This window comes from Pseudonocardia yunnanensis (genome assembly GCF_039534065.1).
In the GTDB taxonomy this organism is placed as follows: Bacteria; Actinomycetota; Actinomycetes; order Mycobacteriales; family Pseudonocardiaceae; genus Pseudonocardia; species Pseudonocardia yunnanensis.
The window spans coordinates 230,827-254,165 of sequence record NZ_BAAAUS010000007.1 but is presented as its reverse complement, the minus strand read 5'-3'; the positions used below and the strand labels follow the sequence as shown (position 1 = coordinate 254,165).

General features: G+C 68.4%; 20 protein-coding genes and 2 pseudogenes. 11 read left to right on the top strand and 11 right to left on the bottom strand.

Going from position 1 to position 23,339, the window contains the following annotated elements; all coding sequences use genetic code 11:
• The first annotated feature begins 130 nt into the window (after positions 1-130).
• The 3 genes from ABD743_RS10480 to pcaG are packed head-to-tail and all read left to right on the top strand — an operon-like array spanning position 131 to position 2,884.
• Positions 131-1,111: an LLM class flavin-dependent oxidoreductase gene (locus ABD743_RS10480; protein WP_344721173.1), complete on the top strand. Its 981-nt coding sequence runs from the start codon at positions 131-133 to the stop codon at positions 1,109-1,111.
• A 2-nt stretch (positions 1,112-1,113) separates the two neighbouring features.
• On the top strand, positions 1,114-1,629 hold the full coding sequence (locus tag ABD743_RS10475) for a sigma-70 family RNA polymerase sigma factor (protein WP_344721171.1): 516 nt from the start codon (positions 1,114-1,116) through the stop codon (positions 1,627-1,629).
• The gene (gene pcaG, locus ABD743_RS10470; RefSeq protein ID WP_344721169.1) at positions 1,616-2,884 is read left to right on the top strand and encodes a protocatechuate 3,4-dioxygenase subunit alpha; all 1,269 of its coding nucleotides are present in this window, start codon (positions 1,616-1,618) and stop codon (positions 2,882-2,884) included. The genes ABD743_RS10475 and pcaG overlap by 14 nt, the downstream gene beginning before the upstream one ends.
• 68 nt (positions 2,885-2,952) lie before the next feature.
• Here pcaG and ABD743_RS10465 read toward each other — a convergent pair whose 3' ends face one another.
• Positions 2,953-3,843, bottom strand: coding sequence for a LysR family transcriptional regulator (locus ABD743_RS10465; protein ID WP_344721167.1), 891 nt, complete (start codon positions 3,841-3,843; stop codon positions 2,953-2,955).
• A gap of 168 nt (positions 3,844-4,011) precedes the next feature.
• On the opposite strand from ABD743_RS10465, the gene ABD743_RS10460 reads away from it, so the two are divergent.
• Positions 4,012-5,505, top strand: coding sequence for a glutamine synthetase family protein (locus ABD743_RS10460; RefSeq protein WP_344721165.1), 1,494 nt, complete (start codon positions 4,012-4,014; stop codon positions 5,503-5,505).
• 574 nt (positions 5,506-6,079) lie between these two features.
• Here ABD743_RS10460 and ABD743_RS10455 read toward each other — a convergent pair.
• A complete protein-coding gene (locus ABD743_RS10455) occupies positions 6,080-7,048 on the bottom strand; it encodes a helix-turn-helix domain-containing protein (RefSeq protein ID WP_344721163.1) in 969 nt (322 codons plus the stop codon).
• Between the two features lie 81 nt (positions 7,049-7,129).
• Entirely contained in the window at positions 7,130-7,783 is a 654-nt protein-coding gene (locus ABD743_RS10450) for a TetR/AcrR family transcriptional regulator (RefSeq protein WP_344721161.1), read from the bottom strand.
• A 201-nt stretch (positions 7,784-7,984) separates the two neighbouring features.
• Between ABD743_RS10450 and ABD743_RS10445 the strand changes: the two are divergent.
• Together ABD743_RS10445 and ABD743_RS10440 are read left to right on the top strand one after the other, a co-directional pair.
• Positions 7,985-9,469 (top strand): annotated as a pseudogene (locus tag ABD743_RS10445) (MFS transporter); the annotation flags it as partial.
• 339 nt (positions 9,470-9,808) lie between these two features.
• The gene (locus ABD743_RS10440) at positions 9,809-10,636 is read left to right on the top strand and encodes an MSCRAMM family protein (protein ID WP_344721159.1); all 828 of its coding nucleotides are present in this window, start codon (positions 9,809-9,811) and stop codon (positions 10,634-10,636) included.
• A gap of 23 nt (positions 10,637-10,659) precedes the next feature.
• Here the strand turns inward: ABD743_RS10440 and ABD743_RS10435 are convergent, their stop codons facing one another.
• Complete coding sequence (locus tag ABD743_RS10435) at positions 10,660-12,582, bottom strand: AMP-dependent synthetase/ligase (protein ID WP_344721157.1); 1,923 nt, start codon at positions 12,580-12,582, stop codon at positions 10,660-10,662.
• 166 nt (positions 12,583-12,748) lie between these two features.
• Positions 12,749-13,693 carry a peptidase inhibitor family I36 protein gene (locus ABD743_RS10430; protein ID WP_344721156.1) on the bottom strand — a complete coding sequence of 315 codons (945 nt, stop codon included), beginning with the start codon at positions 13,691-13,693 and terminating at the stop codon, positions 12,749-12,751.
• A 469-nt stretch (positions 13,694-14,162) separates the two neighbouring features.
• Between ABD743_RS10430 and ABD743_RS10425 the strand changes: the two genes are divergently transcribed.
• From ABD743_RS10425 to ABD743_RS10405, 5 genes and pseudogenes are all read left to right on the top strand, one after another.
• A complete protein-coding gene (locus tag ABD743_RS10425; RefSeq protein WP_344721154.1) occupies positions 14,163-14,489 on the top strand; it encodes a hypothetical protein in 327 nt (108 codons plus the stop codon).
• Between the two features lie 103 nt (positions 14,490-14,592).
• Complete coding sequence (locus ABD743_RS10420; protein WP_344721152.1) at positions 14,593-15,489, top strand: LLM class flavin-dependent oxidoreductase; 897 nt, start codon at positions 14,593-14,595, stop codon at positions 15,487-15,489.
• Entirely contained in the window at positions 15,476-15,757 is a 282-nt protein-coding gene (locus ABD743_RS10415) for a helix-hairpin-helix domain-containing protein (RefSeq protein ID WP_344721150.1), read from the top strand. The genes ABD743_RS10420 and ABD743_RS10415 overlap by 14 nt, the downstream gene beginning before the upstream one ends.
• A 157-nt stretch (positions 15,758-15,914) precedes the next feature.
• Positions 15,915-16,260 (top strand): annotated as a pseudogene (locus ABD743_RS44440) (IS982 family transposase); the annotation flags it as partial.
• 137 nt (positions 16,261-16,397) lie between these two features.
• Complete coding sequence (locus ABD743_RS10405) at positions 16,398-17,891, top strand: HNH endonuclease signature motif containing protein (RefSeq protein ID WP_344721147.1); 1,494 nt, start codon at positions 16,398-16,400, stop codon at positions 17,889-17,891.
• A gap of 41 nt (positions 17,892-17,932) precedes the next feature.
• Here ABD743_RS10405 and ABD743_RS10400 read toward each other — a convergent pair whose 3' ends face one another.
• The 6 genes from ABD743_RS10400 to ABD743_RS10375 form a co-directional block, all read right to left on the bottom strand.
• A complete protein-coding gene (locus tag ABD743_RS10400) occupies positions 17,933-19,003 on the bottom strand; it encodes an asparaginase (RefSeq protein WP_344721146.1) in 1,071 nt (356 codons plus the stop codon).
• A 15-nt stretch (positions 19,004-19,018) separates the two neighbouring features.
• Complete coding sequence (locus tag ABD743_RS10395; protein WP_344721144.1) at positions 19,019-20,020, bottom strand: CobW family GTP-binding protein; 1,002 nt, start codon at positions 20,018-20,020, stop codon at positions 19,019-19,021.
• Positions 20,017-20,334: a hypothetical protein gene (locus tag ABD743_RS10390; protein WP_344721142.1), complete on the bottom strand. Its 318-nt coding sequence runs from the start codon at positions 20,332-20,334 to the stop codon at positions 20,017-20,019. Before ABD743_RS10390 ends, ABD743_RS10395 begins: the two co-directional genes overlap by 4 nt.
• Positions 20,335-20,431: 97 nt before the next feature.
• A complete protein-coding gene (locus tag ABD743_RS10385) occupies positions 20,432-21,343 on the bottom strand; it encodes a polysaccharide deacetylase family protein (RefSeq protein WP_344721140.1) in 912 nt (303 codons plus the stop codon).
• A gap of 2 nt (positions 21,344-21,345) precedes the next feature.
• The gene (locus tag ABD743_RS10380; RefSeq protein WP_344721138.1) at positions 21,346-22,005 is read right to left on the bottom strand and encodes an isochorismatase family protein; all 660 of its coding nucleotides are present in this window, start codon (positions 22,003-22,005) and stop codon (positions 21,346-21,348) included.
• 49 nt (positions 22,006-22,054) lie between these two features.
• The gene (locus ABD743_RS10375; protein WP_344721137.1) at positions 22,055-23,335 is read right to left on the bottom strand and encodes a M20 family metallo-hydrolase; all 1,281 of its coding nucleotides are present in this window, start codon (positions 23,333-23,335) and stop codon (positions 22,055-22,057) included.
• Positions 23,336-23,339 lie beyond the last annotated feature (4 nt).

Below are 23,339 nucleotides of genomic sequence, written 5' to 3'. Positions count from 1 at the left end.
TTCTCGGAAGGACGTTCATGCCCGACCACCGGATGTGCCCGATTCGCCCGCATTCCACGGATGACCTGCGGGAGCGGAAGCAGACTCGATGACATTTCAGCTGGGGGTCTACAGCTTCGGCAACACGCCGTTGTCGGACGGCGAAGGCCTCGGCCCGACCTCGCAAGCAATTCGTGATCTGCTCGAGAACATCAGGTTGGCCGAACAGGTCGGGCTGGATTTCTTCGGCGTGGGCGAGCATCACCGCCACATCATGCCGATCTCCTCGCCCGCCTCCGTCATCAACGCAGCGGCCGCCGTGACCACGCGCATCGGACTGGGCAGCACTGTGATCGTGCTGGCCACCGACGACCCCGTGAGGGTCTATCAACAGCACGCCACGGCGGCGGCCTTGGCCCCGGGCCGTGTCGAGATCACCGCAGGCCGCGGATCGGGGACCGATTCATATCCGTTGTACGGCTACCCGCTGGAGGACCGCGACTCACTGTTTGCGGCCAAACTCGACCTGCTGCTGTCGGTCAATGCAGCAGAGAGGGTCACCTGGGACGGGCCGCACCGAGCACAACCGCTGCGCGACGCGCTGGTGGTGCCCCGCGCAGATCCGCCGATGAAGATCTGGCTCGGTTCCGGTGGCAGCCCAGAATCCTCCATACGTGCCGGTGACCTCGGACTGCCGATCGCGTACGGCATTCTCAACGGCACCGCCGAGCACTGGGCCCGCGTCGCCACGGCCTACCGCGAGGCCGGCCGCCGCGCCGGCCACGACCCGGCGCGCCTCGAGGTCTCCGTCGCGGCGCACGGCTTCGTGTCCGACGACGGCCGCGCCGCCAAGGAGAACTTCTACCGGTATGAGAGCTCGGTGCTGAGGACCGTCGGCCGGGCGGTACCCGACCGAGCCTACTTCGACGCCAACTACGCCCCCAGCGGCATGACCATGGTCGGTGAGCCGAGTGAAATCGCCGACCGGCTCATCGCCTTTCAGCAAGAACTCGGCCACAGCCGACAGATCATACAAATGGACCTCGGCGGGATCCCCCACCGGGAGGTACTTCGCTCCATCGAACTGCTGGGCACCTCGGTCGCCCCGAAAGTACGGGCAGAACTAGGATGAGCGTGAACAAAGATGCCGATCACTTCATTCGAATCGTGTACGAGCAGGCGGCCGTACCACTGTTTATATTTGCTTTTCGATTCACCCGGGATCGCACCATGTCCGAGGATGTCGTACAGGAGGTGCTTGTGCGTGCCTGGCGGCGGGCCGGTCATCTCGAACCCGGGTCCGACGCGCTGCGGGCGTGGTTGTACGCCACGGCCCGCAACTATTTGATCGACATCTGGCGAGCACGCTCCAAGGAGCCGGCGACCGTGCCCCACGAGCAGGTGCCGAACGCGGCGTATGTCGCGGACGACGTCGACCGGGCCTTGCAGCGCCGAGCACTCGCCGATGCGCTCGACAAGCTCACACCCAAGCATCGCGACGTGTTGATAGAGAGGTATTTCAAAAGCCGCTCGGTTGCCGAGACGGCTCAAGAACTCGGCGTCTCTCCCGGTACCGTTAAATCACGGACGCACCACGCCTTTCGCGCACTCCAGGAACTCATAAGCGAGGTTGAAATTGCGACAGGCTGAAATCGACTCCCGCAAGGGCGGCCGGCTGCGCCGACACCGGAACAGCAACACCGGGCCCCTGCCTCGTTTCACGCCGGCGTACGCCCCCGCGCTCGGGCGTGCACCGATGCATGCCCTCGTCCGGCTTCCCGACTGTGCCACCGAGACGACCGGGCCGATCACTGGTTTCGGCCCGACCAGCGACTCCGAGCACGTCCTGATCCATCAACACGCCGGCACTCCGATCGGGGAGCGCATCGTGGTCAGCGGCCGGGTGCTGGACACCAGCGGTCGCCCGATCACCCGTAACCTGGTGGAGATCTGGCAGGCCAACTCGGCCGGGCGCTACGCCGCCCCCGCCGACCACTACGACGGCCCGCTCGACCCCAATTTCACCGGCACCGGGCGCTGCCTCACCGACACCGACGGGTGGTACCGCTTCACCACGATCATGCCCGGCAGCCACCGCTCGGATCACCGATGCGACGCCTGGCGCCCGCCCCACATCCACTTCTCCGTCATGGGCACCACCTTCAACCAACGCCTGATCACCCAGATGTACTTCCCCGGCGACCCGCTCCTCCGCGAAGACCCCATCGTGCAAGCCGCCCCCGAACCACAGCGATCCCACCTCATCAGCCGACTCGACCACGCCATCGGCGAAAACGGCTGGGCCCGCGGCTACCGCTTCGACATCGTCCTGCCCGACGTCCCACACCCGCTCCCCGCACACCGTCCACACACAGCACCCGTGTCCGACACCTGGCAGACGCCACCGCAAACCATCGGCCCCTTCTTCGCCCCTGCACTCCTTCGATCGCACTGGCACAACGCCGCCCACGACAACGACCCCATCGCCATCGAACTCACCGGCACCGTCTACGACGGCGCCGGCAAACCCGTCCCCCACACCCTGATCGAAACCTGGCAACCCGACCCCCGGGGAAACAGCAACGGCCAGTTCACCCGCACCAGCACCGGATCCACGGGCCACTACCGGCTGCGCACCGCACGACCCCGCACGAACGCCGCCACCGACGCGGCACCACACATCGCACTGTCACTGTTCACATCCGGACTCAACGACCGCGTCATCACCCGCGTCTACCTCGCCGACGACCCCTCCGGCAACGCCACCGACCCCGTGCTCGCCGCTCTCCCCGCCGACCGCCGTCGCACACTGCTCGCCCATCCCGAACGCACCGACCTGACCACCCGCTACCGGTTCGACATCGCCCTGCAGGGCAACGAGGAGACCGTCTTCTTCCGCGTCTGACCCGCGGGAGAAACCGCCCGACAGAAAAGCCGCTGTCAGGCGAGTTCGGCCGCTGCTGCCGCCTGGATTCAGTCAGGAGTGTCGCCGGCCAGCCGCCAGGCGGTGGACAGCAAGGCCCGGCAGGGTGCGGACACATCCCGCTGGACGACCGTGGCGAGCGAGATCGTGAGCACCTGGGCACCGCTTCGTACGGGCATCGCGCTCACACCCGACATGCGGTCGAGCACCCCCGAGGGCACGATCGCCACGGCCAGCCCGTAGCGGACGAAGTCGAGCACGGTCGCGACATCCGCGACCTCGAAATCGACCCTGCGTTCGAGACCGGCCGCCCGGAAGGCGCGGTCGTTGAAGATGCGGATGCCCCACGTTGGTGGGGTCTCGGCGAACGGCTCGTCGGCGGTCGCGGCGAGGTCGACGCAGGTCCGGCCCGCGAGGTGATGGTCGAGCGGGGTGACCACCAGCATCGTGTCCTGCGCCAGGGGAACGAGCGACAGGTCAGGGAAGACGTCGGGGTCCACAGCGAGGAACGCCAGGTCCAGCTGCCCCTTGTGCAGAGCCGCTGCGTGGCTGGTGCTGTCGCCGCGGTGCAGCTCGATCTCGACGTGCGGGTGCTGCGTGCGGAACTCCGCGATGAGCCGCGGCACGCTGAAATCACGGTGCCACTGCAGGATCCCCAGCCGCACCGTGCCGCGCAGCCCACCATGCGCCTGGTCGATCACGTTGCGGGCGGCCGCGGCCGCGGCCAGTGTGCGCCGTGCCTCGGGCAATAACAGCCGCCCTGCCGAGGTGAGCTGGACGCGGTGCGTGGTCCGGTCGAACAGCCGCACGTCCAGCTCGCGCTCGAGTGTGCGCACCGTCGCCGAGACCGCGGACTGCACCACGTGCATACGCCTCGCGGCGGCGGTGAAACTGCCCTCCTCTGCGACGGCGGTGAACGCCGCGAGTTGCCGGAGCTCCATCACCCCTTGTTAGCACGTTCTTCGATGGCTGCTAGCTGGGATCTGTGTTTCTCATCGATGACGTAACGGCTGACAATGGAGGCGACGCTCGCCTCGAACCCATTCAGGGTGCATTCGACCGATTCGTCCCGAGGATTCCCGCAACAACGACCCTTGCAAAGGATGACCATGCTCACCACTTCCACGTTCATCGAACGGCACGGCCTCTACGCGCCCGACCAGGTGGAGGCGGCCGCTCGGTCGAGGAAGCTGGTCGAGCAGCACGGCATCGACGTCGTTCGGCTCGTCTGGCCCGACCAGTACGGCCTGCTGCGCGGAAAGGTGCTGACGCGTGCGGCGTACTTCGCCGCACTCGAGGCCGGCAACGAGATCACGATGGCGCCGTTCATCTTGGATTCGGCCAACACCATCGTGTTGAACCCGTTCACCCCGGACGGGGGTTTGGAGATCAACGGTTTCGGCGGCAGTCCGAATGTCACCGCCGTGCCCGATCCGGGGAGCTTCACCGTTTTGCCATGGGCGCCGCGGACCGCGGTCGTCTTCGCGGACCTGTACCAGACCAATGGCGTGGCATTCCCCCTCGCACCGCGGACGATCCTCAAACAGACTCTGAGCCGCCTGGCGGAACGCAATCTCACGATCGTCGCCGGGATCGAGATCGAGTGGTACCTGACCCGTGTGGTCGACGATCTGCTCGGCAAGGGCTCGCTGGGTGGCCCCGGCATCCCCGCGGACCCACCCGTGGTGGCACCGGTGGCGCGGGGCTACAACTACCTCCTCGTCGACCACCTCGACGAGATCGACGATGCGCTCGCCCCGATCCGGGACGCGATCACGGCCATGGGACTCCCACTGCGCACCTTCGATGACGAGTGGGCGCCGGGCCAGGTGGAGACCACCTTCGACGTCCTCGAGGGTCTCGCCGTGGCCGACACGGCGAGTCTTTTCAAGATGGCGACCAAGCAGATCGCCAAGCGCAACGGCTACCTGGCCTCGTTCATGTGCACGCCGGCCATCGCCGGCTTCTACGCCAGCGGCTGGCATCTCCACACGTCCATCGCCGACGCCACCACCGGTCAGAACCTGATGGTTCCCGAGCCGGGGCAAGCACTGTCCACGCTCGGGCAGCACTACGTGGGAGGGACGCTGGCGCACGGTCGGGCAGCGTCGGTGTTCACCACGCCGACGATCAACGGGTACCGCCGCCGACGCCCCTACTCGCTGGCGCCGGACCGGCTGACGTGGGCGAAGGACAACCGTGCCGCCATGATGCGCGTGATCAGCGCACCCGGCGACCAGGCGTCGCACGTGGAGAACCGGGTCGGCGAGGCAGCGGCCAACCCGTACCTGTACCTCGCCGCCCAAGCCGCGGCCGGGCTCGACGGAATCGTCGGCGAGATCTCGCCGGGGCCGATCAGCGAGGATCCCTACGCGGAGGACGTTGCCCGCCTGCCGACCACGCTGAGCGAGGCGCTCGACGTGCTGGCCGCCGACGACTTCTACCGCAAGGAGTTCGGCAGCGTCTTTATCGACTACCTGGTCACCATGAAGCGCAGCGAGGTCAGCCGCTACGAGGCGTGGCTGGTCGAGAACCCTGACCCGGAGACCTACGTCAACGGCGTCACCGACTGGGAGCACCGCGAGTACTTCGAGCTGTTCTGATCGGCGGCTCGCGTCAGGCGTTCGCGGGCAGCGCTCCGGCGTGAGTTCCCAGCGCCCGGCCAGTGGGGTGCCGGCGAACGGGATCAAGAAGTTGATCGGCACGGAGTCGGGGTCGAGTTCGCGCAGTGCGTAGGCGAGGTCGAGCACGTCGTCATCCGACTCCCCCATCCCGAAGATCGCCCCGGCTGGTGTTGAGGTTGTGGCTGTACGCGTGTGCACCCGCCGCCCGCAGCCGGTCGGCCTGCCCGAGAGCAGCCCGAGGCACACGCACACCTCGGCGTCGGGCTGGTCGGCCTTGATCGCGTCGATCGTGCGCTCGATGCGGGCGACGTCGCGCTCGCCCGGCCCGCGGCCGCTCGTGACCAGGCACACGCGCTTGGCGCCGGCACGCACAGCGCGGTCGGCGATGCCCGCCGCGTCGTGCGGGTCGACCCAGGAGTACTTGAGGATCTCCGCCTCCGAGCCCAGCCGCTGCGAGCAGTAGCTGTAGTGCCGTCGGCACTGCGCCCGCGCACGGCCCTTCCAAGCGGTCAGCTCAGCCAGGCGCCGGTTCTCGGGGCGCGTGCTCGAGCCCTCAGCGCGGAGACATTTCCTGCCCCAGGCGCGCGGGAGCGGATCCGGAGCGGCAGTGCTCACAGCGCCAGCCGGTCGGCGTCATTCCGTATTGCCGACGGAAGGCGCGCTCGAACGTCCTGAGGTTGACGAACCCGACGGCAGCTGCGATGTCCGACGTCCCGAGCCAGGCGCACCTCGGGTCGGACAACATCACCTGTGCCGCGAGTAGCCGCTGTTCGCGAAGGTACGCACCGGGCGTCGTCCCGATCCGCGCGAACAGGATGTAGGCGTAGCGGACCGACACATGGTGGCGCCGAGCCAGCTCCTCGACCCGCAGGCGCGGATCGGCCAGGTGCTCGCGCACATGCATCCGCATCATCTCGAGCAACACCTCATCAGGACCGTCCCCGCCCGGCACCGAGGGCGTGACGTCCCGCAACACCATTGCGAGCAGATCGATCGCGGCTCGCCCGGCGTCCAGCCGCTGCTCCACCGAGAGATCGTCGGCCACCTCGAACAGACGACCGAGGTAGCCGGACAACATCTGCATGGCCGGGTCTGCTGGGTCGACGCTGCGCGCACACGCCTCGGAGATCTCAGCCGTGCGGAGCGGGAGCAACTCCCGGGAGAACTGCAGGTTCATGCATTGGCTCTCCCCCGACGAGAGCAGTTCCCACGGGCTGGCCCCCTCGTACAGCACACCAGTACCGGACGCCAGCTCGGCGAAGCGGTCGTGCTGATGGACGTGGCCCCGACCGGCTCCATACACGCAGAAGCGCAGCAGGTGGCCGCCCGATGATCTCGCGGCCAACCGTGGGGTCCGGGTTGTCCGCAACGACCCTCCGGAGTTCGTCCGCGAGAGTGTGACGGCCTCACCCAGCCCTTGTAGTGCCAACCGCCCGCGGTAGTCGGGACGCATCTGCATGATCACCGGCATCTCGCGGGCGACGCCTTCCAGATCCTCACCGGAGAACTCCTGGACATGCACAGCTCCGAGGCTAACTCCGGCCATCCGCCCAGGTGGGGGTGCCTGAGTACCTGTCAGTGCGTCGAGTCCTCGAACACCACGTCACCCGGCGGGCGGGGTGCTCGGCGCCAACCAGATGCCGGCGATCGCATCGATCAACCCGGTGGCGGCGTCGCGCCAGGTGGCGCGGGGGGTCGAGGTGCCGTCGGCGAGTGCGCGTTCGCGCTCGGCGGTCATGTGCACCATGAGCTGGCGCACCATGTCACCGCGTTCGGTCCGCACCTCGAGGTGCAGCGCGGGCAGACACCCGTTGAGCCCGTCGAGGGCCTCGACGAGCGACGGAGACGTCAGCGCCTCCTTGGCCATGATCTCCCGAAGTGCGGGGTCGGTCATCACTTGTGCGCTGAACCGCGCGAACCAGGTGGGGCTGCCGAGCGCGTCGAGGTGTTCGGTCATCGGTCGCACGATGCACGCGACCCAGTCGCGGACCTCGCTGGAACCGGCGGTCTCGGCCACCATCGCCGCTCGGATCCGATCTATGTCCGCGGTGTGTGCACGGACGATCGTCCGTACGAGATCGAACTTGCTGCCGAAGTGGTAGCCGACCGCCGCGGTGTTGCCCTGGCCCGCGGCCTCGCCGATCTGCCGGTTGGACACCGCGTACACCCCGTGCTCGGCGAAGAGCCGCTCCGCGGTGACCAGGATGATCTCCCGTGTCGCGCTCGCGCGGTCCGCCCCCGCCGATCTCCAGGTCACGATCAGCACCCCACCGGCAGCTCACGGAGTCCGCCGGCCATCGGAGAGCACAGAACCTGCTCACCTGCCTGGTGCCGCACTACGCGCCTCCTCGAGATCGATCGTCCGGGACGCGACCCAGTCAACCGCGCCTGTTAGTGTAAATCAACCGGGTGATTTAAGCCGCTCCGTCACGTCTGCGCAGTCCCACGAGGGAGACGCATGTCCGCTGTCCATCAGGCTTCCGCCGATCCGTCGCACGCAGATCGGCACCGGGCCCAGACCGTCGCCCAACCTCGGCCCAACGCCGTGGTGGCTGTGCTGGCCTTCGGCGGGATCGTGGTCGCACTGATGCAGACCGTGATCATCCCGCTGGTCCCGCAGCTCCCCACGCTCCTGCACGCTTCGGCGTCCGAGGCCGTCTGGGCGGTCACCGCGACCCTGCTCGCCGGCGCAGTGGCCACGCCGACCATCGGGCGACTGGGCGACATGTACGGCAAGAGGCGGCTGCTCCTCGTCAGTCTGGTCCTCTTGGTCATCGGGTCGGTCGTCTGCGCGCTCAGCGACACCCTCGTGCCGATGGTCGTCGGGCGGACCTTGCAAGGTCTGGCAGCCGGTGTGATCCCGCTCGGGATCAGCATCATGCGCGACGAGCTTCCCGCGGAACGGCTCGGCTCCGCCACGGCCATGATGAGCGCCTCCCTCGGGGTGGGTGGCGCACTCGGGCTGCCCGCGGCCGCGTTCCTGGCCGAACGCACCGACTGGCACGTCCTGTTCTGGACCGCCGCCGGCCTCGGCGCGCTCGTCGCCGTGCTCGTGGTGACCGTTGTGCCCGAGTCCCCCGTCCGTGGCGGCGGGCGATTCGACTTCCTGGGAGCCGTCGGACTCTCGGCGGTACTGGTGGTTCTGCTGCTGGTGATCTCCAGCGGCTCGAACTGGGGATGGGGCAGCGGCCTGACCCTGGGCCTGCTTGCGGCGTCCGTTGTCGTACTGGCGTTCTGGGGCCGATGGGAGCTACGGACACCGCGACCGCTGGTGGACCTGCGCACCACTGCACGTCCCCAGGTCCTGCTCACCAACATCGCCTCGGCGGTGTTCGGGTTCGCGATGTTCGCGATGTCATTGGTGCTGCCACAGCTGATCCAGCTGCCCGAGAGCTCGGGCTTCGGGCTGGGGCAGAGCATGCTCGCCGTCGGCCTGATCATGGCGCCGAACGGGCTGGTCATGATGGCGATGGCTCCCGTCTCCGCTCGCATCTCCCGCACCCGGGGGCCGAAGGTCACGCTGATGTGGGGTGCCTTCGTCGTGGCCGCCGGCTACGCGCTGGCCATCGTGCTCATGTCGGAGATCTGGCAACTCGTCGTCGTCTCCAGCATCATCGGCGCCGGCGTCGGCCTCGCCTACGGGGCGATGCCCGCCCTCGTCATGGGCGCCGTTCCCGTGTCGGAGACCGCCGCCGCCAACAGCCTCAACACGCTCATGCGCTCCATCGGCACCTCGGTCTCCAGCGCGGTCGCCGGGGTCGTGCTCGCACAGATCACCATCACGATCGGGGGCGCCACCTTCCCCTCGCAGGACGCGTTCCGCGTCGTCCTGGCGGTCGGCTCCGGCGCTGCGCTCCTCGCGCTCGTCATCACCGCTTTCATCCCGGGACGGCAGCGCAGCCTGCCCCTACAGACCGTGGCTGCCCCCACCGCACCGGACCCGACGGGGCCGATGGCCGGACACGAGACAGCGGCCCGGGCGTCTGTCGAGCGGGCCCTGGGCGAGCTGACCCGAGTCGTCACGGGCTCGGTCGACGGGACCACCGGGCCCACTCCCGCTCTGGTGACCGTCACCGCACACACCATCGACGGCAGTGTCGTGAGCAGCACCGTTGCCGACGCGCACGGCCGCTACCGGCTCGACGCCCTACCCGTGCAACCACTGACCCTCGTCACCGTCGAGCACCCGGCGATCCACGAGGCCGTGACTGTCGCAGCGGGCTCAACCCAGCAGCACGACATCGCCCTGCCGGTTCTGCAGCGGCACTAGGAAGGACATCCCGTGACGGACCAGCACGATGTCTTCGCCGGGCCCCTAGCCACCGACGAAGCACCCTCGGCATCGCTCACCGGCCGAGTCCACAGTGCAACGAGACCGCTGTCCGGCGTGACTCTCACACTGACCGACAGCGTCGGTAGCCAGATCTCCCGGGTGACCAGCGGTGACGATGGCCGGTTCCGGTTCGACAGCCTCCGACCCGGCCACTACATCCTGATCGCCCGCCGACCTGGTTACGAACCGCACGCCGTCTCGGTGACCGCGACAATCTTCGACCGGGCCGGCTCCGTGCTGATCGATGTCGAGCTCAAGACGATCAGGAGCATCACCGGGATCGTTCACGACCCGCAAACCGGCCACCCCGTTCCGGCCGCCGCAGTGCTCGCGCTCGATCCTGCCGGCGAGGTCATCGCCAGCACCATGTCCGACCCCGACGGTCGCTACCGCCTCGACGGCATCGCCACGACGACCGTCACGATCGCGGTCGCGACTCCCGGAGCCGACCCCGTCGCCCGCGTGATCGAACTCGGAGCCGCGACAGGTTCCGACCATGTCGTCGACCTGCCCGTCCACACCCTCGGCATTCTCACCGGCACCGTCACAGCGGCCGGGCAGGCCGTCCCCGGGATCACGCTCTCCCTGCACGATCAGCACGGACGCAAGGTCGACACGACCGTGACCGATGACTACGGCGCGTACCGCTTCGACAACGTCCCGGCCGGCCGGTACACCATCCGCAGCGCCACCAGCCTTCCGCACGCGGCTGCGATAGGAGCGCACGACGCGGTCAGTGACGTGACACTTGCGGCCCGCAGAGACGATTCGTGGTGATCGGTGCCCGTCCAGGCGTCGAATTACTCATCCGCCCACGATTCGGCTGTGAGCGGGTCGTAGAGTTCCTCGATCTCGTCGCGGTACCACTCAGCGATCACCGTGCGTTTCAGCTTCAACGTCGGCGTGAGCTGACCTGCCTCGCTGGTCCATTCCTCCGGTAGCAGAGCCCAGTTCTTGACCTGCTCGACACGCGAGAGGGCAGCGTTACCCGCGCCGATGCACCGGGCCACCTCCAGCCGCACCCGTCCATCGGCCACCGCGTCGGCGATCGAACGAACCCTGATATCCCGCGCTGCACACCACTGCGCCCAGCCGGGATCGAGTGTGACGAGGGCTACCAGGCAGGGCTTGTCATCACCGTGCACGTAGACGGACCCGACCAGGTCGGAGCCTGACGACAACGCGCCCTCCACGCCGGCGGGCGAGATCGTCTTCCCGGACGCGGTGTTGATGAGCTCCTTCTTACGGCCGGTGATGCGCAGGTATCCGTCGTCGTCCAGGGCGCCGATGTCGCCGGTGTGCAGCCAGCCCGCCGCGTCGATCGCCTCCGCCGTCGCCTCCGGTTGGTTCAGATAGCCAGGGGTGATGTTGGGGCCTCTCGCCAGCACTTCGCCATCCGGGGCGATCCACAGGTCGACGCCCGGCAGCGCGCGCCCCACGCTGCCCAGCCGCGGCGCGTCCAGCGGACTGTGCGCGAGCATCGCGCAGGTCTCGGTCATCCCGTAGACCTCGATGATGGTGATTCCCATCCCGGCGAAGAACGCCACCACCTCGGCCGGCAGCGACGCCGCACCGCTGACCGCGAGCTCCACCCGATCCAGACCGAGCCCCGCGCGCAGCCGCCGGTAGACGACTCGCTCCATGAGCGGACACCGGAGGCGGGTCCACCAGCGTGCGCTCTTGCCGGTCAACCGTGCGGTGCCCACCTCGCGAGCAACCGAGATCGCCGAGTTGACGAGCAGACGCCGGAAGCGACTCTTCTGATTCGCCGCTCGTTCCCGGATGGCGCCGTACATTCTTTCCCAGACCCTCGGCACCCCGAGGAACAGGTTGGGCCGGGTTGCCGGGAGTATCTGAGGCAACTTCGCGGAATCCCGAACGTAAGTGACCGTGATCGCCCGGGCCAAAGCTTGGTAGTGCGAGAACAATCGTTCCGCCACATGAGCCAACGGCAGGTAGGACACCGTCGACCACCCGATCGGAACCGGACCGCCGAGATGTTCGACGAGCTGCCTGTTCACCTGCTCCATGACCCACAGCGCCGCGGTATGGGTGATGACCGTGCCCTTGGGAAACCCCGTCGTACCCGAGGTGTAGACGATGGTGAGCGGGTCGCTCGGGTGCATCTGGTAGCTGGCGTAGTCGATCTCGGGCCCGCGTTGGCCAAGCTGCTCGGAGGCCACGGCCACCCACTGCTCGAACCGCTCCACGCCCAGCGGCGGCACGACATCCGGATCCAGGTCGAGCACGAGGAGGTACCTCAGCCTGGGCAGTTGCTCCTGGATAGCCAGCCACAAGGGCAGCCGGACGGCATCGACGACCACCACCGACGCCGCCGAGTCCGCCGCAACCCAGGCAAGCTGCTCAGCGGCCAAGCTGTTGTAGTAGCTGCAGGGAATGGCGCCCGCCATCACCGCGCCGACATCAGCGAGCACGTGCTCTGCCCGGTTGACCATGTGCAGGCCGACCACGTCGCCGCGGCCCACCCCCAGGTCCAGCAGCACCAACGCAATCGCCCGGGCCTGCGCCCGATACTCGGACCAGCTCAACCGGATCTCGCCGTCCACCAGGGCGAGGGCATCGGGGTGCTCGATCGCGTTGCAGTCCACCAGGTCCAACAGGGTGAGTCGTTGGTGCCGGTTACCCACTACCGCCAGACCTCCTTGTCCGAACGGGTGACCATGACGTGCGGGCAGTATTGGCCAGTCACCCGATCGAGGCAACCGGCCTGCCCGAGCTGTCTGAAATGCCTGAAACTTTCGCCACGGTTGCCGATGCCCTCACGGCGTCGCCCTGGCCGAGGCGCCGGGCGTCCGCTCGGTCTGGCCGAGCCGCTCCTCGTTGCCGAGACCTACCGCGGATCAGCGGCCGGCATGGTTCGGGAAAATATCAGCACTGCTTTTCCGAGGAGATCTTGTCGTCAAAGGGCTGGCTGAGCTGCGCCACGGTGACGCCCGCGGGAACTTTGACCTCCGACGCCTGGAAGTTGGCATCGGTCCAGAAACACACATCCTTGCCCGTATTATTGGTAATAGATGTGATCTTGTCATTGAGGTCCACGGTGGAAAAATCGGAGAAGCTTCCCTCCAAATCGGTGAACTCGCCACCGAAATTCGCCCCTTCATAGACCGTGAGCTCGTTGGGCCTTCCCTCGACGGGAGCGGAGCCGGCGCCGCCCGACGACTGCCCGCCGGCCGACTGCCGACCTGACGACTGCCCACGTGACGACTGCCCGGATGCGGCATTACCGCCCGTCGGACTCACGGTCGACCAGTTGTTCGCGACACCCTGACCGTTGATCTGGCCAGGCTGCTGGTCCTGCCAGTAGTAGTACATCGGCGACCCGTTGATGGTCACCTGGTAGGTGCCGTCGGACCGCTGGACGTAACCGACGCTGGAGGCGTTGACTCCGGCCGTGTAGATCTTCGCGGAAGACCCGACCACCAGCGGCGGAAAGGTCGCCGCACAGTTGCCGTTGCAGGTGGACTGCGGCGGGTTCGTACTGTCCGCGGCGGAGCGATACAGGGTCATGCCGGCGCTGTCGGTGACGTAGGTGCCGATCTGGGGGTTGTTGACCGCCTGCAGTTGAATGCTGGGAGCCGCGCTGTGATTGGTGGGTAGTGCCAGCGTGCCGGTCGTCGGGCCCCCGAAGACCTGCACCTGCCCCATCGAGTTCGCGATCGGAGGCGGGCTGCTGCCGACCACCTGCCCGAGCGCGCCCACCTGCGGGACCGGCAAGGCCGGAGCGGCGGCCTGGAAGCTGCAGGCGGTGAGCGCGGCGAGGCTCGCTAGGGCGACAGCCCCGTACCGAACCGCGCGGATGACCTTCTTCATGTGGATCCCCCGGTCTGCGGGCCGGACATCCCGACCCGATCTTCGCACCACACGGATCGACAGCAGGCGCGGTTCGACGAATGCAACAATCCGCATATGCCGATGTCGGACCGGGCCGCGCTTCACACCGTGGACATACCTGGGGGCACCTCACATCCATTTCTCGTTCATCAAGCCGTGCTTTCAACCTGCTGTTGACGCACCTCGCCGGGGACTACGCGACGACGCATGGCACGGACGGAAGGGGTCGCGGAGCAGACGGCCACACGGCGAGGCTCGAGGAGATCACCGAGCAGGCCGAGCTGACCGCCGGCGCCGTCTACTCACTGTTCAGCAGCAAGAACGGCCTGCTGATCGCGATGGTCACCGACTACCTCGGCCCCCACTGCGAAGGCATGCAAGAGACCGTCCCCGCGCAGGCCTCGACCTCGTCGAAGCGGTCGACACCTTCGCCCGCCACTACCGCCGCTTGTGCGACGACCGCGACTCACTGCGCCACCCGTCGTTCGAGATCAGCCTGCAGGACCTGGCACTACGAGAACCCGAACTGCGGGCGAAGCTCGCCGAAGCCATCCGGACGCACGAGGAACGACTGACCGCATTGTTCACCGGTAGATCCCACAACGAGGCCCCGGTGACCCCACGGCAGGCGCAGCGCTTGGCCGTGGCGCTCAGAGGACTGCTCGTCGGTCTCAGCCAGGGCGTCATCCTCGGCCTGACCGGGTCGGTCTCCGAGCAGTACTTCGCCGCCGCTGCCCGCGCCCTGATCACCCCGGAAGTGCTCGGTCCGCCTTGATCTTCCTCGGCGACGGCGGCGGAGGGACCCGTGGCGCATGTCCGATTCCTTCAAGATCTGGCTGGATCTGCCGGGTTACGTTGGGCCGATCATCTGAGGAGGAATGTTGAGAATCGGAATCGGGCTTCCCGCGGCCGTGCCTGGGACGGATGCCACGTCGATCGGACGATGGGCGGCCGAAAGCGAGGAGCGTGGCTTTCGGTCGTTGGGCGTGATCGACCGACTGGTATATGACAATCTGGACCCGCTGGTGGCGCTGGCCGCCGCGGCGGCCCGTACCGAACACATCGAACTGCTGACCACCGTGCTCAATGCCGGTTATCGTCGCAACCCGATCGTCTTGGCCAAGCAGATCGACTCCGTTGAACGGCTTTCCGCAGGGCGGCTGACCGTAGGACTCGGCATGGGCGGCTGGGCCGAGGACTACGCAGCCAGCGACGTCGCGATGACGAAACGGGGCGTCGCGTTCGAAGCCACCCTGGCGGCGATGCGAGACGTTTGGAACGGCAAGGTGGATGGGGCCTCCGGACCGATCCCTGCCCTGCCACCGGGGCGCCCGGAGGTCCTGCTCGCCGGAGTCGTGCCCGCCGGCTTCGCCCGTGCCGCCGCGCTGGCCGACGGCTGGGTGGCTCCGTCTTTCGGGCTGGACATCCTGGAAGAGGGCGTCGACGCCGTCCGCCGGGAATGGACCCGAGCCGGACGCCCCGGACGACCGCGGGTAATCGTCGAGCGTTACTTCTGCCCGGGGACCGGCGCGGCGGAGACCGCCGAAGCGTACGTGGCGCACTACTACGGGGCCGAATATCTTCCCCGGGTTCGCCCCGACGTCATCACCGACATCAACCATCTGCGTGAGGAGATCGGTCGCCTCACCCAGGCCGGAGCCGACGACCTGTTGCTGTTCCCGTGTTCGGGGGCGCCCGAGCAGATCGGCCTGCTGGCCGACGACCTCGACGCGACAGGCTGGCAACAGAGAAGAGGGCTCAATGACCTCGATTGAAGGTTCGGATCTCACCGCGCTCGTGAACGTCGGCCGTTCCGTAGCCGGTCACTTCGAACGCATCGGCATCACCAGGATCGCGCAGCTGGTGGACCAGGATCCGGTCGAGCTGTACGAGCGGATGTCAGCCGCCTCCGGCGAGCGACTCGACCCGTGCCTGCTCGACACCGTCATGTCCGCTGTGGACCAGGCCGAAGGGCGGCCGGGCCGCCCGTGGTGGCACTACACCCCGCAGCGCAAACGGCTGCAGGCGCAACGAGACCGCTGACATGCTCGACGGGTTGCGGGAGGCGCTGCGCTCGGAGGGCCGCTGACTACGGTTCGGGCCCAGCGCCCCGCCTGCAGAGTTCCTACACCGACTGGGGCAGTCCGGTTACATCAAGCGCCTGCGCTGAGCGTCGCCGCTGATCAAGCGACCGGTACCGGCCGATCCGAGACTCGACGAACGCCAGGTCCTGATGGCGGTCCTCGACCACGACACCACCTTCACTACGCAGCGGCCCGGGCTGGCGGTCCTCGCGGACCAGGGCACCCGGGGTGCAGTACTGCAGGGTCCGTCCTACCGCAACCGCGGGTCCCGCCCGGGCGAGCAGCCAATCAACCGGTCCGCCTACTGATCGAGTCGGTCACCGACACCCCCACAGGCCGGCTCGACCTCGAGTTGTACGGCGGGTGCGGCATCGACGGCATCGGCGCCCGCATCGCCCAACGACTCCTCGCTCTCACTGCCGCGATCTGGCACGACTCCGCCGCGGCCGGCCTGTCACCCGCCCCGGATCGCCTAACGGCGCTGACCAAGTTCGGACTGACAGGTCTGCGGGTTGGCAACCCGGCCTCCCGGCTCCGACCGCATCGAACGGCCTGGCGCGGCGCCGGAATTGTCGGTGCCCGCGACTAGACTCGAACGCATGTTCGATAATGACAGTGGTGGTGCTGTGGAGACTGCGGACCAGACGCAGACCACCCCGCTGTCGTGGTCGGGGTACGCCCCCGACGGAACCATGACCATGCTCCTGGCCCAAGCCGAACCGACCGTGGATCGGTTCGAGGTGCTGGAGCGGATCGGGGGCTGGGAGAAGATCATCGCCTGGGCGCAGGCACGGCAGTACGAGGAGATCGCCCGGTTCGTCGCCACCGCCGAGGCAGGCCCGCCTGCGGGCATGAACCAGGTGCAGGCGGTCGAGTCCGCTCAGGCCGAGGTGGCGTTGATGCTGCGGCTCTCGCCCGGTGGGGTGGCGTGGCGGGTGGGTGAGGCCCGACAGGTGGTGGAGGAGTTCCCCGCCACGTTCGCGGCACTGCACGCCGGGGTGATCACGCTGACCAAGGCGCGGATCATCACCGAGGGCTGCGCGGATCTGGACGCGGCGGCTGCCGGGGTGGTGGAGCGGAAGGTGTTGCCGCGGGCACCGGAGCAGACCAACGGCCAACTGCGTGCCGCGGTCCGCCGGGCGGTGCTGCGGGTGGATGGCGAGGCGGCGGTGCGGCGGCGGGAACGCAAGCGACGTGAACGCGGGGTGGTGCTCTACCCCGAACGCGACGGCATGGCGACCTTGTCGGCGACGTTGCCCGCTGCGGAGGCGGTGGGCACGTTCGCGGTGTTGGATCAGCACGCCCGCGGCTGCGGGAGCAGGGATGAGCGGCCGATGGCGGCGCGGCGGGCGGATGCGTTGGTGGATCTGGTGTTGCGCGAGACCGGGTTCTGCAGCAACGCCAGCCAACAAGCCGCCGAGACGAACGCCGCCGCCGGTGAATCGGCCGAACCCGTGAACGACGGCGCCCCGACCTTCGGATCGGGGGCGCTGGTGCCAGGAACAGAACGGCTCCCCGGGGTAGCACCCCCGGGTGGAGTGCCCGCGGTCACCAACAAGGTCTCGGTACAGATCCGGGTCACCGTCCCGCTCGACACCCTGCGCGGAGTCAGCAACGAACCCGGCGAACTCACCGGCTACGGCCCCATCCCCGCCGAACAAGCACGAGAACTCGCCGCCGGCCCCGACAGCGTCTGGCGGCGACTGGTCACCGACCCCCTCAGCGGCGCCCTGCTCGACTACGGCACCACCCGCTACCGACCACCACCACACCTGGCCGAACACCTCATCGCACGGCACCAGTACTGCCAACACCCCGGCTGCCGCGTCCCCGCACACCTGTGCGACCTCGACCACAACCAGCCCTACAACCCCACCAACGACCAAGGCCCCACCTCAGCGGCCAACCTCGGGCCCAAATGCCGGCCACACCACCGGTTGAAGGGCTACCCCGGATGGAGCGTCACCCAGTACGTCGACGGATCGATCATCTGGACCACACCCAGCGGACACACCTACCGGGTCGACCCACCACCACTCACCGAACCCCGCACCACCACCACGGCAACCGACGACGAACCACCACCGTTCTGAGCGCAGCGTGAACGCCCGGCCTCCCCGTGGCCATCGGGTCGCTAGTAGGCGGTCGCGCCGGCGGTGGGGTGGGCTCCGCTGACGATCGGCGCGGTGATGGATGTGTTGATCTGCTCGAACGCCGTGCGCACCCGGTCAAGGTTCGCACCGGCCGCCAGGAGCAGGCTCAGCAGGATGCGGGCCTTCGGGCCGTCGAGGAAGCCCGCCGGGATGAGCGGGCGGGAGAGCAGGTCTCGCTCCGAGCCGGGAAAGCTGTAGGTCTCCCGGAGTATCTCACCACTGCCGGTGCGCGAGGCCAGCACGACCGGCAGCCGTGAGGCCAGGTCCGCCAGCACCGGGACGACGTGTGAAGGAACGTGGCCGCCGCCGAGTGCCTCGATCACGAGGCCGGCGTATCCGAGCGTCTCCACCTGCGCGATGAGCCTGGAGTCGTCGCCGAGAGCGGACGTCAGGAGGGCGACGGGCGGCACCTCCTGCTCGTTCACCCCCGTCGGGATCCCTTCGAGTGTGGGTGCGCGGAAGGCGATTCGCGGCCGGCCCTCGGTCATCCATCCGAGTCGACCGACGGTCGGCGAGTGGAACGTGGCCGGGCTCGAGGTGTGCGTCTTGCGCACGAACCGTGCGGCGTGGATCTCGTCGTTGAGAACGACGAGGGTGCCCAGGCCGGCGGCTTCCGGGGCCGCCGCCACCTGCACGGCCGCGAGCAGGTTGGCGGGTCCGTCGGGCCCGGCGAGGGTGGGGTTGCGCATCGCACCCGTGACGACGACAGGACGGTGATCACGCACGAGCAGGTCGAGCGCGAACGAGGTCTCCTCGATCGTGTCCGTGCCCTGGGTGACGACGGCACCGCTCGCTCCGGCCTCGAAGCAGCCGGTGATCTGCGCGGCGAGCGCGACGATGTCCTGCAAGGTCAGGTCGGAGGAGGCGACCTGACGGAACGAGACGGTCTCCAGCTCGGCGACCTTCTGCAGCTGTGGGACGGCCTCGACGAGATCGCGGGCGCCGAGCCGGGGCGTCACCCCGCCGGCCGTCTCACCAGCCGTGTTGGTCGATGCGATGGTGCCGCCGAGGGAGAAGACCACCACCCGTGGCAGGCCTGCATCGTGATTCACATGTCACCTCACCTTTCACCTGATGGCGAGAAAAGCGTGGAAGGAACGCTCCAGCAGTTCGGCGTCGAGACCGTGGGCGATGAGCACGAGCCTGCTGCCCGGCGGAACCGGACCGGTGAGGTGCTCCGGGCGGTGGACGACGTGTTGCACCCCGTTGAGCGCAACCGGCCCGGCGCCGCGGACGTCGAGGACGCCTTTGACCCTGAGCACCGCCGGACCGTGCCGGTGCAGCAGGAGGCTCAGCCAGATGGCGAAAGCCTGCCAGTCGAGGGGCTCGTCGGTCGCCAGCTCCAGCGTGGAGACGGCACTGGTGTGCGCCGCGTCCGCGAAGCCCCCGGCAAGCCGGACCGACGGCGTGGAGGCGGGCGCACCGGTCGGCGCCTCGGTGCGCAGCAGCTCACCGGCGGCCGTGACGCTGACCGTCGTGGAGGGGATGATCCGACGCAGGCTGCGGACCAGGTCCTCGACATGCTCGGGTTCGACCAGGTCTGCCTTGGTGACCACCACGTCATCGGCCGCGAGCAACTGCCGCAGCGCGACCTCATGGTTCTCGATGCTGTCCAGACCGGTGAGGGCGTCGACCGTGACGCAGATCCGTGCCAGGGCGTAGTGATGCTTCAGGACCGGATCGTTCGCGATGGTGAACGCGATCGGCCCGGGATCGGAGAGCCCGCTGGTCTCGATCACCACGTGGTCGCGGCGCGGCGCTCGGCCGCTCTGCTCGGCGTCGAGCAGGCCGGCGAGGGCCTGGGCAAGGTCGTCACGACGGGTGCAGCAGGCGCAACCGCCGGACACCACGACCGGCCGGTCCCCGTCGACGCTCAGTAGGACGTCGTCGACGATCGTCTCGCCGAAGTCGTTGAGGATCACCGCGGGCGCGTGATCACCGGCTCGGTCCAGCTCGCGGCGCAACAGTGTGGTCTTGCCCGACCCGAGGAAGCCGCTGAGCAGGGTGACCGAGCGCCGACCCTGTCCGGCCGGGGTGGGCTCGGTGGTGGGCAGGCTGAGCAGCGTCATGCCGGATCGTCCGGGGCGAGGGCAGCCAGGAGGTGGGGATCGAGCACGTCGATCGTGCGTGACGACAGGCGTTCGGCGGCCTGCCAGACGGCGGGCAGCGCGGCGGCCACCTCCGCCGACCCCTTGCGGTCGGCGATCACGCGGTGTGCTCCCTTGCCCGGGTCCGACACAGTGAGGCCGTACGGGGCCAGCACCGCGGAGAGGATGCGCGTGCGCCTGTATCGCGGGCGGCCCGGCATGTCTGCCGTCTCACCGACGGACACTCCGTCCGTCCAGTGGTCCTCGGGAGCCAGCTCGTAGCACAGCACGCACATCGCAGATCAATGATCCTTCGGGTTTGCGGTTGGTCGCACGCGGGGTCCGGCGGGGGCGGGACGGCTCGGGGCCTGCCGGCCCACCCCCGCCCGCCGATCAGGAACCCGGCATGAACGGGCTGCCGTTCGGGCCCGGGTAGGCATAACGCTTGCGGAAGTCGTTCGCCGCATCCTCCATGGTGACCCAGCTGACGCCTTCGTGGCCGTTGATGTACTCGATCAACCGCTCGAGCATCAACAGCACCTGGGGGCGACCGGATACGTCGGGGTGGATGGTGAAGGCGAAGACGCCGTAGTCCTGCTCGCGGTACACCCAGTCGAACTGGTCCTTCCACCAGGCCTCGACGTCCCGCGGGTTCACCCAGCCTGCGCTGTTCGGGGCCCCCTTGATGAACATCATCGGAGGCAGGTCGTCCATGTACCAGTTGGCGCCGATCTCGACGAGGTCGATCACCTCACCGCGCTGCAGCGGCTTCATCCAGGTGCTGGCCTCCTGCGAGTAGTCGATCTTGGTCCAGGAGTCGCCGATCCGTGCGTAGAACGGCACGAAGTCGTGCAGACCCTGCCCGTGGTCGTAGGTGAAGCCGTACTTCTGCAGCAGCGCCGTGGTGATGTTCGACATCTCCCACCACGGCGGCACGTAGCCGCGCGGGGCCTTGCCACTGACCTTCTCGATGAGCTCGACGGTGTAGGCGAGGACGTCCTCCTCCTGCTTGGGCGTCATCGCGATCGGGTTCTCGTGGGAATAGCCGTGCGCGCCGATCTCGTGGCCGGCATCGACGATCATCTTCACCGAGTCCGGGAACGTCTCGATCGAGTGGCCGGGGATGAACCACGTGGCCGGCAGGTCGTACTTCTTGAAGAGCTTCAGCACCCGCGGGGTGGCGATCTCACCGGAGAACATTCCCCGCTGGATGTCCGACGGCGAGTCCTCACCACCGTAGGAACCCAACCACCCTCCGACGGCGTCGATGTCGACGCCGAACACGCACTTGATGTCCTTGGGCATGTTCATCTCCTTGTAGTGGACGAACCGCTGAGGTGAACCACGGCCTCCTCGGCGGTGAGGGGATCGGCGTATTTCGCCGTCATGTCGAACAGGTTCGCCTCGTGCGGGCCTGCCGACCGGTCTGCGCAGCAGTCCGTGACGACGAAGGTGGGGAAGCCGTGCTGCACGGAGTCCACGACCGAGGCGCGGACGCACCCCGATGTGGTCGCGCCGAGCACGAGCACGCTGTCGACCCGGTTCGCGACGAGAAGCGCGTGCAGCGGCGTGCCGAAGAAGGCCGACGCGCCGGTCTTGGCGATCACCGGCTCGCCGGCGAGCCTGCCCAGGCGCGGATCGATCTCGACCCAGGGTGAGCCGACGGTCAGCTCACCGAGGGACGGCACCTTGCGCAGCCAGGTTGTCGTGGCACGCGCGCTCTCGTCGTAGGCGATGGTCGTGAAGGCCACGAACACTCCGCGCTCCCGGGCGACGTCGAGCACTTCCCGCGTGCGTTCGACCTCGGCTGTGGTGTCCGACCCGAGCGGACACTCCGGGTCGGTGAACCCGCGGCAGAAGTCGACGACCACGATCGCCGGCCGCTCCCCCAACTCGAAGCGGCCCGTGAACCCCGCGCTCCGGTAGGTGTCGCGGGTGGCATCGTCGGCTGCATCGAAGGTGCTCATGGCATCACGTCCCCGGAGTTCGGCCCGAGCGTCTGACCCACGTAGCGGATCATGAACTGGATCCCGCCGTCATCTCCCGCCGGTCCATGTCGAGCAGGGTGGCGCCGAGGACCTGCACACCGGTGACGATGTGCTCGAGCTCGGACCACTCGTCCGGGCAGTGGCTCCGACCGCCACGCGAGGGCACGAAGATCATCCCCATCGGGCACAGACGGGCCATGTGCACAGCATCGTGCGTCGCCCCGCTGGGCACCGGCTCCCACGCGATTCCGAGCGCATCCGCTGCTGCGGACACGACCTCGTGCACCTCACCGCTCGCCGGGACAGGGGCGTTGTCGGTGGACCACTCGACGTCGACGTCGACCCCGTAGCCCGCTGCCCTGGCCCGGATCTCCTCGGCCAACCGGCGGGTGGCAGCGGACAGCCACGTGGTGTCCACGCTGCGGATCTCGGCGTGCATCCGCACCGCTCCGGGGACCACGTTGGGTGATCCGGGCTCGGAGACGAGCCGGGAGGTGGTGGCGACACCGTGCACGGGTGCGCCGCAGCCCTCCCGCCGGACGGCCAGCACCGCTTCCGCTGCCGCGACCAGCGCGTCCCGCCGGTCGCCCATCGGCATCGTCCCCGCGTGGTCCGGCCTGCCGTCGAACCTGGCCAGCAGCCGCTCGATCCCCGCAATCGCGGTGACCACTCCGATCGGCGTGCCGCGCTCCTCCAGCAGCGGACCCTGCTCGATGTGCAACTCGACGTACCCGTGCAGCGGCCGGGAGCGGGCCCAACCGGCGCCGGGGACACCTGCGGGGTCGAGACCGAACGCCGCGTAGCGGTCGCCGAGTCGCATTCCCTCGTGGTCACGGCGATCGAGGTCGGCCGCGGTCAGCTCACCGGCGAGCGCTCGGCTGCCCAGGCAGCTCAGGCCGAAGTCGTTGGACTCCTCCCCGAGGAAGTCCACGACCAGCAGGTCCCGCTCCAGCACGACGTCATGCTCCGTCAGCTGCCGCACCAGTTCCAGGGCGCCGAGCACGCCGACGGCTCCGTCGAACCGGCCGCCCGACTCCACGGTGTCGGTGTGCGAACCGGTGATCAGGCTCGGCGCCCCGGGGCGTCGTCCGTGCCGCACCCCGACGACGTTGCCCGCCCCGTCGGTGTGGACCTCCAGCCCGGCGTCGACCATCCGGGACCTGATCCACTCCCGCGATGCCCGGTAGGGCTCGGAGAACACCGTCCTGGTCCATCCGCCGCTCTCCGGGTTGCGGATTCTCGCCAGCTCGGTGAGATCGTGCTCGAGCCGCGACGGCTGGGGGGTCAGCGACTCCGGCGTCGACGCCATTCTC

Bases quoted from the DNA above. Each gene is read 5' to 3' on its own strand.
- ABD743_RS10395 (WP_344721144.1), bottom strand. From the start codon at position 20,020: ATGACGCTGCTCAGCCTGCCCACCACCGAGCCCACCCCGGCCGGACAG.
- ABD743_RS10430 (WP_344721156.1), bottom strand. From the start codon at position 13,693: ATGAAGAAGGTCATCCGCGCGGTTCGGTACGGGGCTGTCGCCCTAGCG.
- ABD743_RS10380 (WP_344721138.1), bottom strand. From the start codon at position 22,005: ATGAGCACCTTCGATGCAGCCGACGATGCCACCCGCGACACCTACCGG.
- ABD743_RS10415 (WP_344721150.1), top strand. From the start codon at position 15,476: ATGACCTCGATTGAAGGTTCGGATCTCACCGCGCTCGTGAACGTCGGC.
- ABD743_RS10385 (WP_344721140.1), bottom strand. From the start codon at position 21,343: ATGCCCAAGGACATCAAGTGCGTGTTCGGCGTCGACATCGACGCCGTC.
- ABD743_RS10405 (WP_344721147.1), top strand. From the start codon at position 16,398: ATGTTCGATAATGACAGTGGTGGTGCTGTGGAGACTGCGGACCAGACG.
- ABD743_RS10390 (WP_344721142.1), bottom strand. From the start codon at position 20,334: ATGTGCGTGCTGTGCTACGAGCTGGCTCCCGAGGACCACTGGACGGAC.
- ABD743_RS10460 (WP_344721165.1), top strand. From the start codon at position 4,012: ATGCTCACCACTTCCACGTTCATCGAACGGCACGGCCTCTACGCGCCC.
- ABD743_RS10465 (WP_344721167.1), bottom strand. From the start codon at position 3,843: ATGGAGCTCCGGCAACTCGCGGCGTTCACCGCCGTCGCAGAGGAGGGC.
- ABD743_RS10420 (WP_344721152.1), top strand. From the start codon at position 14,593: ATGTTGAGAATCGGAATCGGGCTTCCCGCGGCCGTGCCTGGGACGGAT.
- ABD743_RS10375 (WP_344721137.1), bottom strand. From the start codon at position 23,335: ATGGCGTCGACGCCGGAGTCGCTGACCCCCCAGCCGTCGCGGCTCGAG.